Here is a 12,565-nt window from a genome sequence, read left to right on the forward strand (position 1 = left end):
TGTTCTGGCGGTCAGACAGCGATTTTTTCAGTGCGGCGGCTTCTTTCTGGCTGAGGTCCAGAGACTGCTTCAGGTCGGCAACCGCTTTGCTGTCTCCGGCTTTCGCCGCGGCCAGCGCTTTAGCGTTTACTTCCTGGGTCGCGTTCAGATCCGCGACCTTCTTCGTCAGGGCATCCACGCTGTTCTGGCGGTCAGACAGCGATTTTTTCAGTGCGGCGGCTTCTTTCTGGCTGAGATCCAGGGACTGCTTCAGATCGGCAACCACCTTGTTGCTACCGGTTTTTTCTTCCGCGAGGCTCCTGGCATTTGCTTCCTGAGCCGCCGTTAAGTCACTGACCTGCTGCATCAACCCCGAGGCTGTTTCCTGGCTCATCGCCAACGTTTTTTCATTCTCACGCTGTTTCGCATTTGCCGCTGAAAGTGACTTCTTCAGCGCTTCGGCTTCACGTTGACTTTGGCTTAACGACTGTTTTAAGGCGGTCAGCGCTTTACTTTCGCCACTGTTAGCCAGCGCCAGCGCTTTCTCATTCGCGGATTGTTTCGCCGTCAGCTCAGCAATCTGCTTGTCCTGCGCAGTGGCCCTGTTTTGGCTCTCCACCAACTGCTTTTTCAGTTGTGAAACAGCCTCGCTGTCGCGCGTTTTGACTGCGGCAAGCTCCAGCGAGTTGCTGATTTGGGCGGCAGTTAGTGCTGTAATCTGCTTTTTCAGCGCCGCATTTTGCGTTTGCAGGTCACCCAGCTGTACCTTCTGTGCATCGTCTGAAGCTTTCCCACTCGATTGCGCCTTAATGAGTGCCGCAAGCTGCTGACTTTTTTCATCAAGCTGCTGCTGTACGCTTTGCCGCTGGGTTTCCAGCTGCTCGATCTTTTTTTGCGACTCAACAAGTTTTTTCTGCAACGCAACATAGTCTTGTGAATGGGCGTTCACCTGAGCCGGGGTGGACTCCTCAACGTTCGCTTTTTTGACGGGCTTTTTGGTTTTCTTTTCAGTAACGGCAGGTGGAAGAGAGATCGTTCTCTCCATTAATAATTCCGGGATATCACTGGATTGGGCAGTAATCACATTCAGTGAATCGACTGTCGCATTATTATCACTGGCATTAACACTAGCCGCCAGAATACTGGCGGTGACTATCGACAGTGTAAAAAAAAAATGCGCTTCCTGTTAAATATCATCTGAAGTTCTCTCCCTTGGCGATCAGCGATTCACGAACGGATTGTGCTATATCATTACAGAGCTTCTGCGTTTTATATTTATAAAGCGCATCCATCGTTCCCCGCGTCTCAGCGCCAATATCTTCACGTACTTCAGTATAAACAGCAGCATTTCTTAACAGTTCATCAAAAGCCGCTTTCTTCTGCACGTAGACGTTCTTGTTCACTTTAGAGAGGGCAAGCAGTTCGCGTTCACAGTTGGAGACTACGCCGCCCTTCGCAGCATTAGCCCTGCTCGTATTGTCACTCTGATCTTCTGTTATATTTGTCGACGAAGGGTATGTCCTCGGAACGGGGGGAATAACGGGAGTGACAGTGACTAGCGATTCAGAATCAGAATTTGGTTGTATATTTTTTTGGCAACCGCTAATCATTCCTGCAACAAACAATAATAAAATGGCCCGCATTGACCATTTGCTAATACTGACGCTATTGACTAAATACATAATAATACAATCCTTGTGGCATCATGATGGCGCATGATGACTGGCAGCATTTAAGGTGAGAGATATCAACGATAAAACAGACTTAATTATCATTTCATAAAATGCTTAATTTTAACAATACCTTCAGATTCAAAGCCCAGCACAAAGAATAGATCCCATGAATGATTAAAGCCTCACGGCAACAACATAATTATGATAAATCAGTGCATTACAATTACATCGATAATAAAGGGGCAAGCATCCAATAAGCTCCATGAATACATGAAGTGAAGCCCTGTGGAAAATAAGAAAAATCCCGGACCTTAATAATCCCCCGCTCACGATCGCCTGAAACGGATAACAGCGATATCGTGCCGCACCGGCGCAAAGCACAGAGAAATATCGGATGAGAGATTCTCCGCAGTGGATGTAGTTACCAGGATTATTGTGGCGGAGACGGAGATAAAAAAGGCCGGGTGGCGGCTACGCCTCACCCGGCCTGCTTTCTCTTCCAGCCCGGTTAGCATAAGTGCCACCAGGCATGACAGACTTACTTACGGCGCCAGGTAGTGCCCTGGGCACCATCTTCCAACACGATGCCCATCTCGTTCAGACGGTCACGCGCGGCATCCGCAGCGGCCCAGTCCTTCGACTGGCGCGCTTCCAGACGCTGCTTAATCAACGCTTCGATTTCCGCCACTTCGCCATCGTCAGCCTGCGCACCGCCCTGCAGGAAGAGCTCCGGATCCTGTGCCAGCAGGCCCAGTACGGCAGAGAGCTTACGCAGATGGGAGGCCATGGCGTTAGCCGCAGCCATCTCTTCGCCTTTCAGACGGTTCACTTCACGCGCCATATCAAACAGCACGGAGTAAGCTTCCGGCGTGTTGAAGTCGTCATCCATTGCCTCGCGGAAACGGGCTTCGAACGCTTCACCCCCTGCGGCTTCAACGGAAGGATCCGTCCCGCGAAGCGCGGTATACAGACGCTCCAGCGCCGAGCGCGCCTGCTTCAGGTTCTCTTCGCTGTAGTTCAGCTGGCTGCGGTAATGGCCGGACATCAGGAAGTAACGCACGGTTTCCGCGTCGTAATACTTCAGCACGTCACGCACGGTGAAGAAGTTGCCGAGCGATTTAGACATCTTCTCGCGATCGACCATCACCATTCCGGAGTGCATCCAGGTATTCACGTATTCGCCATCGTGCGCACAGGTGGACTGCGCAATTTCGTTTTCGTGGTGCGGGAACATCAGGTCTGAACCGCCGCCGTGAATGTCGAAATGTGACCCCAGCTGTTTGCAGTTCATCGCCGAACATTCGATATGCCAGCCCGGACGCCCTTCGCCCCACGGAGAAGGCCAGCTCGGCTCGTCCGCTTTCGACATTTTCCACAGCACGAAGTCCATCGGGTTGCGTTTTACGTCGACCACGTCAACGCGCGCGCCCGCCTGGAGATTCTCCAGATCCTGGCGCGACAACAGGCCGTAGTTGGGATCGCTTGGCACGGAGAACATCACGTCGCCATTTTCCGCGACGTAGGCGTGACCGCGGGCGATCAGCTTTTCGGTGATCTCAACGATCTCATGAATGTGGTGCGTCGCGCGCGGCTCGCTGTCCGGGCGCAGGATATTCAGCGCATCAAAATCTTTGTGCATTTCGACGATCATGCGGTCGACCAGCGCCACAAAATCTTCGCCGTTTTCATTAGCGCGTTTGATGATTTTGTCGTCAATATCGGTAATGTTGCGCACGTACTTCAGATCGTAGCCGAGGAACCGCAGATAGCGTGAAACCACGTCGAAGGCAACAAAAGTCCGGCCGTGGCCGATATGACAGAGATCGTAAACGGTGATACCACACACGTACATGCCCACTTTTCCGGCATGAATAGGTTTGAATTCCTCTTTTTGGCGCGTCAGTGTATTAAAGATTTTTAACATTGAAGATTCCATGTGGACGTGTGTGATCGTAAACGGCGTATTCTACCCGTAATTCAATCCGGAAGCAGCACGCATTGCAAGGTGATCGAACCCGGCGGTTATGCTATAACAACCGCCTATACGTGACCCGTCAGCGGGTATTCGCACCACTATATCGGAACAGGATGCAAAAATGGTTACTTTCCACACTAATCACGGCGATATCGTTATCAAAACTTTTGATGATAAAGCGCCTGAAACAGTTAAAAACTTCCTGGACTACTGCCGCGAAGGTTTTTACAACAACACCATTTTCCACCGTGTAATCAACGGTTTTATGATCCAGGGCGGCGGCTTCGAGCCAGGCATGAATCAGAAAGCCACCAAAGATCAGATCAAAAACGAAGCCAACAACGGCCTGAAAAACACCCGTGGTACGCTGGCAATGGCCCGTACTCAGGCGCCACACTCTGCCACCGCACAGTTCTTCATCAACGTGGCTGACAACGACTTCCTGAACTTCTCCGGCGAAAGCATGCAGGGCTGGGGCTACTGTGTGTTTGCAGAAGTGGTTGAAGGCATGGACGTGGTTGATAAGATCAAAGCCGTGGCAACAGGCCGCAGCGGCATGCACCAGGACGTGCCTAAAGAAGACGTTATCATCACAAGCGTGACCGTCAGCGAGTAATTCGTGGCGACGCTTTTTATTGCAGATTTGCACCTGCATACAGAAGAACCGGCGATTACCGCCGGTTTTCTGCGTTTTTTACGCGGTGAAGCACGCAGCGCCGATGCGCTGTACATTCTTGGCGATCTGTTCGAAGCCTGGATTGGCGATGACGATCCCGAACCGCTTCATCGTGAAATAGCTCGTGAAATCAAAACGCTGGTGGATTCTGGCGTACCCTGCTACTTCATTCACGGCAACCGTGATTTCCTGCTCGGCAGGCAGTTCGCCCGCGAAAGCGGCATGATTCTGCTGCCGGAAGAACAACGTCTCAGCCTTTACGGTCGTCCGGTTTTAATTCTCCACGGCGATACGCTATGTACTGACGACGCTGGTTACCAGGCGTTCCGCGCCAAAGTACACCAGTCCTGGCTGCAGAAGCTGTTCCTCGCCCTGCCCTTGTTTATTCGCCGCCGCATCGCTGCCAAAATGCGCGACGGCAGCAAAGCCGCCAACAGCCATAAGGCCATGACCATCATGGACGTTAACCCGCAGGCGGTTGTTGAGGTGATGGAAAAACATCAGGTGCAATGGCTCATCCACGGGCACACCCATCGCCCGGCGGTACACGAACTGAATGCCAACGGTCAGCCCGCGTTTCGCGTGGTGCTTGGGGCATGGCACACGGAAGGATCGATGGTCAAAGTGACCGAAGATAACGTCGAACTCATCGCCTTCCCGTTCTGAATTACCCCAGACGCACCGAGATTTCCACATCGTCATTAAAAGGCATCGACAGATAGCCATTGGCCGGATTGCGGACCCACGCAACGTACTCCGGACTATGATCGGCATCGTCTGCGATCAGTAAAGCGCCCGGACGTAAGCGGGATTCCACACGGGCCAGAATCTCCGGGTAGAGCGCTTTCGCACCGTCCAGCAGCAGCAGATCGATTTGTGCAGGCAGATCGCGAGACAGCGTCTGTAGCGCATCCCCTTCACGAATGTCCACCAAATCACTCAGCCCTGCTTCGGCAATATGCTCGCGAGCGCGCAGCACTTTAGAAGGTTCGAACTCGCTGCTGATCAGCTGCCCGCCGCCGTTGTCGCGCAGCGCCGCCGCCAGATGCAGGGTTGAGATCCCAAACGAAGTGCCAAACTCAACAATCTGGCGCGCCTGACAGCTTCGGGCCAGCATATACAGCAGCTTCCCCGTTTCCCGTGATACCGGCAGCCACAGCGTTTTCAGCTGGCCGTAAAAGGCCGCATATTCCGTTTTACTGTGCATCAGGCGTGTGACTTCTTCGTCAGACCACTCCACGTTCTCCGCCAGGTTGGCTTCATCCGCCTGCGCAAAAAGGCGTGTCAGCAGCGGAGCCAGCGGCGCGGTCGTTAAGGTATTATTCATCTCTTTGTCCTCATAAATGTGAATAATTAATCGCATTACTATAATGAGGGGAGGTAAACTTTTAGGCTATTCGCATTCCAGAGAGGTCCAGTGATGCCGCAGAATGACAGGCTAACTCCGCGTATTTCCACAAGAAAAGAGCCAAAACAGATACGCTCTGCCAGCGTCGTAACTGCCATTTTGCAGGCGGCCACTCAGGTTTTAGCGCAGGAAGGCGCCGCCCGCTTTACTACCGCGCGAGTCGCCGAACGGGCCGGGATCAGCATTGGTTCGCTGTACCAATATTTTCCGAATAAGGCGGCAATTTTATTTCGCCTTCAGCAGGATGAATGGCAGCAAAATTCAGCGCTGCTTAAGAAGACGCTTCAGGATGAGCGACTGCCGCCTCTGGAGAGGCTAAGTCGGCTGGTGCATATCTTTGTGCGCTCTGAGTGCGAAGAGGCGGGAATGCGAGTGGCCCTGAACGACGCGGCACCGCTCTATCGCGATGCGCCCGAAGCCCAGGAGGCGAAAGCGGGTAACGAAAGCTTTTTTCAGGATTTTGTGACCGCCTTTTTACCGCTCACGCCGGAGGCAGATCGGGTGCAGGCGGCAGAATTGCTGATGGTAACGCTCAGCGCCGTCGGGCACGCGTTTTCTCAGCGCCCGCGTACGGAAGAAGAGATTGAGCAGCGGGCGTCAGCGCTGGCAGACATGCTGTGTAGCTATCTTCAGTCACTTAAGCGGCAGGAGCCCCTTCCCTGACGCCCGCAAGATCAGCCGCGATCGTCTTTCGGCCCAAGGAAATAGAAACCAAACGGCAGTGAACCGATAATGGTGAACATAATGCTGTAGATGGCCGCCCATGCGCCCTGCATGAAGTACATCGATACGCTCCACTGATCCATCGGCAGATTGTACTGATCCTCAACGCCCTGGAACGTCACCTTCGATATCACCGTCACGGCAACGATAAAAACGATGGCGACGGCCGTGAGAAACTTTTTCCCGTCCGGGGTGCGAAGTATTTGCAGCATAGGTTCTCCTCATGTTCATGCTGTGCTGCGCGCATATCGCAGCAGTTTTCACAGTCAGGCAACAATTTTACCGCATTTCCCCTCACGGTGCGGCAAATTTACAGCAGTACAAACATCAGCTCTGTCTTCGCCTGATTATTGCAGCGCATCGCCATGGCGAATTGTGTTGATCTCTTCGAGGTTTTTCTTCCCGCAAGTCACGTATCCTCTCGTCTCTTTTTACCCGCTAGCGGGAAATGACCCTTCTGAGTTCAGAGGCATTTACTATGACATGGCAACACTTTAAACAAACCTGGCTGGTCAAATTCTGGTCACCGGTTCCCACCGTTATCGCCGCAGGCATTCTTTCCACCTACTACTTTGGTCTCACGGGCACCTTCTGGGCCGTGACGGGTGAGTTCACCCGTTGGGGCGGACAGCTGCTGCAGCTCGCAGGCGTTCACGCAGAAACATGGAGCTACTATAAGCTCATCCATCTTGAGGGTACGCCGCTGGAGCGTATCGACGGCATGATGATCCTCGGCATGTTCGGCGGATGCTTTGCCGCTGCGCTGTGGGCCAATAACGTGAAGCTACGTTTTCCCCGCAGCCGCATTCGAATTTTTCAGGCCATCGTCGGCGGCAGTATTGCCGGTTTTGGCGCACGCATGGCCATGGGCTGTAACCTGGCGGCCTTTTTTACCGGCATTCCGCAGTTTTCCCTCCACGCCTGGTTCTTTGCCATCGCCACAGCCATAGGCTCCTGGTTTGGCGCCCGTTTCACCCTGCTGCCGATATTTCGTATCCCGGTGAAGATGCAAAAAGTCTCTGCCGCTTCGCCGTTAACCCAAAAACCGAATCAGGCCCGCCGTCGTTTTCGACTTGGCGTGATTTTCTTTTTCGGCATGATCGGCTGGGCGCTGCTGACCGCATCCAGTCATCCTAAACTCGGCATCGCCATGCTGTTCGGCATCGGCTTTGGGGTGCTTATCGAACGTGCGCAGATCTGCTTTACGTCCGCGTTCCGTGATATGTGGATCACGGGACGAACCACGATGGCGAAAGCGATTATTTTTGGCATGGCCGCCAGCGCCATTGGCATCTTTAGCTATGTGCAGCTGGGCATGGAGCCGAAAATCATGTGGGCGGGCCCGAATGCCGTGCTGGGCGGACTGCTGTTCGGCTTTGGTATTGTTCTCGCGGGCGGCTGCGAAACGGGATGGATGTACCGGGCGGTTGAAGGGCAGGTTCACTACTGGTGGGTGGGCCTGGGCAACGTGATTGGCTCCACCCTGCTGGCCTATTACTGGGACGATCTCTCCCCACTTGCCACCCACTGGGATAAAGTCAATCTGCTGGACACCTTCGGTCCTTACGGCGGACTGCTGGTAACCTACTGCCTGCTGGCACTGGCGCTGCTGCTGGTGATCGTCTGGGAAAAACGCTTCTTCCGCCGTCGCACTTCACTCCCCCGCAATGAGCAGGAGGCCGTATGAAAACGCTCGTTCCTGATTACCGTCTGGATATGGTCGGTGAACCTTGTCCGTATCCTGCCGTGGCCACGCTGGAAGCGATGCCGTCATTGAAGAAGGGTGAGATCCTGGAGGTGGTCAGCGACTGTCCGCAATCCATCAATAACATTCCTCTCGACGCCGCCAATCACGGCTATACCGTCCTGGATATTCAACAGGATGGCCCGACCATTCGCTATCTGATTCAGAAGTAGTCTTTTGCCCCCGCGAGTAAAAGTCGGGGGCAAATTACCGCTTTTCTCTGGCATATATCTCCCCCCGACTTTATCCGCGCAACCGTTTTCCTTGCCGGTTTTCCGTGCTATTCTCTGTGGCCTTCAATGCCGTGTGATCCACACCCACAGGAGTTTTAAGACGCATGTCTTCCCGCAACAATCCGGCGCGTATCGCCATCGTAATGGGGTCCAAAAGCGACTGGGCGACCATGCAGTTTGCCGCTGAAATCCTCGATACCCTGAACGTACCGCACCACGTGGAAGTGGTTTCTGCACACCGCACGCCGGACAAACTCTTTAGCTTTGCCGAAACGGCAGAAGAGAAAGGTTACCAGGTCATTATCGCCGGTGCTGGCGGTGCCGCGCATCTGCCGGGCATGATCGCCGCAAAAACGCTGGTGCCCGTTCTGGGCGTTCCTGTGCAAAGCGCCGCCCTGAGCGGCGTCGACAGCCTCTACTCCATCGTTCAGATGCCGCGCGGCATTCCCGTTGGTACGCTGGCAATCGGTAAAGCAGGCGCAGCCAACGCCGCTCTGCTGGCCGCGCAGATTCTGGCGACCCACGACGCTGAACTGCATCAGCGCCTGGCGAACTGGCGCAAAGCGCAGACCGACGAAGTGCTGGATAACCCGGACCCAAGGGGTGCGGCATGAAGCAGGTCTGCGTTCTTGGCAACGGTCAGCTGGGCCGCATGCTGCGCCAGGCCGGTGAACCTCTGGGCATCAGCGTGTGGCCGGTTGGCTTAGAAGCCGATCCGGAGGCGGTTCCCTTTCAGCAAAGCGTCATCACCGCAGAAATCGAACGCTGGCCGGAAACCGCATTAACCCGTGAACTGGCGCTGCATAAAGCGTTTGTGAACCGCGACGTTTTTCCCGTCATCGCCGACCGCCTGACGCAAAAGCAGCTGTTTGACAAACTCGGGCTGGCGACCGCCCCGTGGCAATTGCTGGCAGAAAAAGCCGAATGGCCTGGCGTGTTCGATCGCCTGGGCGAACTGGCTATCGTTAAGTGCCGCACCGGCGGTTACGATGGCCGCGGGCAATGGCGTCTGCGCGCCGGGGATACGGATCAGCTGCCGGATGAGTGCTACGGCGAATGCATCGTCGAACAGGGCATCAACTTCAGCGGTGAAGTTTCGCTGGTTGGCGCTCGTGCGCACGACGGCAGCACGGTGTTTTATCCCTTGACGCATAACCTGCACCAGAACGGCATTCTGCGCGTCAGCGTAGCGTTCCCTCAGGCGAATGTTCAGCAGCAGTCGCAGGCGGAAACCATGCTGGCGGCAATCATGAACGAGCTGAACTATGTTGGCGTGATGGCGATGGAGTGCTTCATCACTCCGGCAGGCCTGCTGATTAACGAGCTTGCCCCACGCGTGCACAACAGCGGGCACTGGACGCAAAATGGCGCATCAATCAGCCAGTTCGAGCTGCACCTGCGCGGCATAATCGGCCTGCCGTTGCCGCCGCCGGTGGTGAACAGCCCTTCTGTGATGGTCAACCTGATTGGTACCGACCTGAACTATGACTGGCTGAAGCTGCCGCTGGTGCACCTGCACTGGTACGACAAAGAGGTGCGCGAAGGCCGTAAGGTCGGCCATCTGAACCTCAACGACAGCGACACTGGCCGCCTGAGTGCAACGCTTGAAGCGCTTGTTCCTCTGCTGCCGCCTGAATACGCCAGCGGCATCACCTGGGCGCAGTCAAAACTTGCTTAACCTTTCTGGCCGGGGATTGATCTTCGCCTTCCCCGGCCTCCTCTTCCGCGCGTAAAATCCCCCTATGCTTTTTCATTAAGGATTTTGCCATGACTAATGGGACGGATTTCCGCGCCATTTTGCGTACCGGAACGCCCATCATCGACGTGCGTGCCCCCGTCGAATTTCAGCAGGGTGCGCTGCCAGCAGCCATCAACCTGCCGCTGATGAACGACGAAGAGCGCGCCGCAGTCGGCACCTGCTATAAGCGTCACGGTGCCGAGGCTGCACTCAAGCTCGGTCACTCTCTGGTGAAGGGGGAGAAGCGCCAACAGCGCATCGGGCGCTGGGTGGAGGCGTTTCACCAACATCCTGAAGCTTATCTCTGCTGCGCCCGCGGCGGTCAGCGCTCGCATATTACGCAAGCGTGGCTGCGCGAAGCAGGTATCGACGTGCCGCTGATCGTCGGCGGCTATAAGTCGCTGCGCCAGGCGGCCATCGCCGCAACAGCGGAAATCGTTCAGCGCCCGATGGTGCTGGTTGGCGGCTGTACGGGGAACGGTAAAACCGACCTTATACGGGCACATGCGGCGGGTATCGATCTGGAAGGCCTTGCCCATCACCGCGGTTCGTCGTTTGGCCGTACGCTGGTGCCGCAGCTTTCACAGGCCAGCTTTGAAAATGCGCTGGCCGTCGAGATGCTGCAACGCGATGCGCCGCGCTGGGTGCTGGAGGATGAAGGTCATATGATCGGTGCCAACCACTTGCCGGAATGCCTGCGAAACAGCATGGCGAAGGCTTCGATTGCGGTGGTGGACGACCCGTTTGAGATTCGCCTTGAACGCCTGCGCGAGGAGTATTTCACCCGCATGCATCGCGATTTTCTGCAGGCCAGTGGCGAAGAGAAAGGCTGGCAGGAGTACAGCGACTATCTGCACCACGGCCTGTTCGCCATTCGCCGTCGCCTGGGTCTCCAGCGCTTTGCTCAGCTGAAGGAAAAACTGGATTCCGCTTTAGTTGAACAACAGCGTGATGGTTCCACAGAAGCACACTTTAGCTGGCTCAAACCTCTGCTGGCCGAATATTACGATCCGATGTATCGCTATCAGCTTGAGAAGAAGGCGGAGAAGATTGTATTTAAGGGGAATTATGAGGAAGTGGCCGGGTGGCTCAGAGCCTGATTGATTGCCCGGTTGCCTGATTGTCAGGTGGCGCTGCGCTTACCTGATCTGGGGACTTCTGAAGCCCGGCGGCACTTCGTTTGCGCGGGCCTACAAATCAGCTGTAGGCCCGATCAGACAAAGCCGCCACCGGGCATTGTTCCAAATCAGAAATCGTAGCGCAGACGCACCAGATTCATGTCGCCAAGATCGTCGGTGCTTGAAGTGAAGACGTGTTCGTAGTCCACCTGGAAGCCATAGTCGAGCTTGAAGCTGATACCCACACCGTTGTCGATGCGCTGGTAGTTCCGTCCGTTAACATATTCCAGACGGTCACCCATGAAGTATGGCTGCACGGATTTGAGTCCGTACTGACCAATTGGGAATTGGTAGCCCGCGAAGTACTCAATACCCCACGCATCGCCCGCAAAGTAGTCATTAACGGAGACTTTTTTGGTGGTCAGGTAGTTCTGATACCAGCCGCCGCCGAAGGAGAACGTCCAGTTATCCGGGGTATAGCTCAGCGCCGTGCCGAGGATATTCTGATCGTAGGTTTTACTGTCGTTGTTGTCCGGGTTACGCATATCGGCGCGGGTGTAGTTCCACGCGGAACCCCAGGTCAGATCGTCAGTGATGTGGTAATCCACGCCCAGAGAACCGCCGCCTTTACGCTTGTAGCGCAGACCGTTGCCCGGCAGATATTCACTGTCGTTGAACAGGTAAGAAGCGTACAGGTCAACGTCACCCACGGTTTTCTTGTATTTCAGCATTTTGCGGGAACGATAGGAGCCATCGTAGTCACCGTCAATGCCGTTGCCCGGTGCCTGGCCAATCATGTCGTAATCCCAGATATCGGTTTTCACACCGACCACATCGTAATACACGCTGTTTTGCTGACCGAAGGTTAACGTACCCCAGGTATTACTTTTCAGGCCGGTATACAGCATACGACGCTGGGTATTATTAGCCCCATCTGCATAATGGCTATCCCAGTCAAACAACGCCGGAATATTCACGCCAAGTTCGTAATAGCTGATCCAGCTAATATCATCGAACAGATAATAATCGGCAGCAAAGCGGAAACGGGTGCCACCATCGAAGCCATTACGCTTATATGAACCTTTATCACCGTCGCCGGTCATCATATTAAACTGAGGACGAATACTGCCCCCAACGGTGAAATTCAGACGGCTCAGTGGATTGCCCGCCTGCGGGTCCTGTTTGAGCAGCGTGATTTCCGCCTGAGCGGCCATAGACGTTAACGCCACTGCGGCACCGACGGCGAGAGCCAGCGCATTTTTTGTTATTTTCATGTTATATCCCTGATAATTTTTGGT

The 12,565-nt window shown here is 54.8% G+C and carries 14 protein-coding genes; 8 read left to right on the top strand and 6 right to left on the bottom strand.

All coding sequences use genetic code 11. The features are described from left to right. From RTU33_RS00790 to cysS, 3 genes are all read right to left on the bottom strand, one after another. Positions 1–1,024 (bottom strand): hypothetical protein (locus RTU33_RS00790; protein ID WP_312624642.1); only part of this gene is annotated, 1,024 nt, incomplete at its 3' end. 148 nt (positions 1,025–1,172) lie between these two features. Further along, positions 1,173–1,661 carry a hypothetical protein gene (locus tag RTU33_RS00795; protein WP_312624643.1) on the bottom strand — a complete coding sequence of 163 codons (489 nt, stop codon included), beginning with the start codon at positions 1,659–1,661 and terminating at the stop codon, positions 1,173–1,175. Between the two features lie 529 nt (positions 1,662–2,190). Then, the gene (gene cysS / locus RTU33_RS00800) at positions 2,191–3,576 is read right to left on the bottom strand and encodes a cysteine--tRNA ligase (RefSeq protein WP_312624644.1); all 1,386 of its coding nucleotides are present in this window, start codon (positions 3,574–3,576) and stop codon (positions 2,191–2,193) included. Between the two features lie 172 nt (positions 3,577–3,748). On the opposite strand from cysS, the gene ppiB reads away from it, so the two are divergent. Next, positions 3,749–4,243, top strand: a complete 495-nt coding sequence (ppiB, locus tag RTU33_RS00805) for a peptidylprolyl isomerase B (protein WP_312624645.1) — start codon at positions 3,749–3,751, stop codon at positions 4,241–4,243. Between the two features lie 3 nt (positions 4,244–4,246). Further along, positions 4,247–4,969, top strand: coding sequence for a UDP-2,3-diacylglucosamine diphosphatase (gene lpxH, locus RTU33_RS00810; RefSeq protein WP_312624646.1), 723 nt, complete (start codon positions 4,247–4,249; stop codon positions 4,967–4,969). A gap of 1 nt (position 4,970) precedes the next feature. Here the strand turns inward: lpxH and RTU33_RS00815 are convergent, their stop codons facing one another. Continuing rightward, positions 4,971–5,630 carry an O-methyltransferase gene (locus RTU33_RS00815; RefSeq protein ID WP_312624648.1) on the bottom strand — a complete coding sequence of 220 codons (660 nt, stop codon included), beginning with the start codon at positions 5,628–5,630 and terminating at the stop codon, positions 4,971–4,973. Positions 5,631–5,723: 93 nt separating this feature from the next. Here RTU33_RS00815 and RTU33_RS00820 point away from each other — a divergent pair, with 93 nt between their 5' ends. Beyond that, positions 5,724–6,374 carry a TetR family transcriptional regulator gene (locus RTU33_RS00820; protein ID WP_312624650.1) on the top strand — a complete coding sequence of 217 codons (651 nt, stop codon included), beginning with the start codon at positions 5,724–5,726 and terminating at the stop codon, positions 6,372–6,374. An 11-nt stretch (positions 6,375–6,385) separates the two neighbouring features. On the opposite strand, the gene RTU33_RS00825 is transcribed toward RTU33_RS00820, so the two are convergent. Then, the gene (locus RTU33_RS00825) at positions 6,386–6,646 is read right to left on the bottom strand and encodes a DUF2534 family protein (protein WP_312624653.1); all 261 of its coding nucleotides are present in this window, start codon (positions 6,644–6,646) and stop codon (positions 6,386–6,388) included. A gap of 266 nt (positions 6,647–6,912) precedes the next feature. On the opposite strand from RTU33_RS00825, the gene yedE reads away from it, so the two are divergent. From yedE to mnmH, 5 genes are all read left to right on the top strand, one after another. Beyond that, complete coding sequence (gene yedE / locus RTU33_RS00830) at positions 6,913–8,121, top strand: selenium metabolism membrane protein YedE/FdhT (RefSeq protein WP_312624654.1); 1,209 nt, start codon at positions 6,913–6,915, stop codon at positions 8,119–8,121. Then, positions 8,118–8,351, top strand: coding sequence for a sulfurtransferase-like selenium metabolism protein YedF (gene yedF / locus RTU33_RS00835; RefSeq protein WP_312624655.1), 234 nt, complete (start codon positions 8,118–8,120; stop codon positions 8,349–8,351). Before yedE ends, yedF begins: the two co-directional genes overlap by 4 nt. Before the next feature lie 164 nt (positions 8,352–8,515). Then, positions 8,516–9,025, top strand: a complete 510-nt coding sequence (gene purE, locus RTU33_RS00840; RefSeq protein ID WP_312624656.1) for a 5-(carboxyamino)imidazole ribonucleotide mutase — start codon at positions 8,516–8,518, stop codon at positions 9,023–9,025. After that, positions 9,022–10,089, top strand: coding sequence for a 5-(carboxyamino)imidazole ribonucleotide synthase (gene purK / locus RTU33_RS00845; RefSeq protein ID WP_312624658.1), 1,068 nt, complete (start codon positions 9,022–9,024; stop codon positions 10,087–10,089). Before purE ends, purK begins: the two co-directional genes overlap by 4 nt. A gap of 89 nt (positions 10,090–10,178) precedes the next feature. Further along, positions 10,179–11,249: a tRNA 2-selenouridine(34) synthase MnmH gene (gene mnmH / locus RTU33_RS00850; RefSeq protein ID WP_312624660.1), complete on the top strand. Its 1,071-nt coding sequence runs from the start codon at positions 10,179–10,181 to the stop codon at positions 11,247–11,249. Positions 11,250–11,395: 146 nt separating this feature from the next. Here the strand turns inward: mnmH and RTU33_RS00855 are convergent, their stop codons facing one another. After that, complete coding sequence (locus tag RTU33_RS00855; RefSeq protein WP_312624662.1) at positions 11,396–12,541, bottom strand: autotransporter domain-containing protein; 1,146 nt, start codon at positions 12,539–12,541, stop codon at positions 11,396–11,398. Between the last annotated feature and the right edge of the window lie 24 nt (positions 12,542–12,565).

The sequence above is a fragment of the Scandinavium sp. genome (genome assembly GCF_032012665.1).
GTDB lineage: Bacteria > Pseudomonadota > Gammaproteobacteria > Enterobacterales > Enterobacteriaceae > Scandinavium.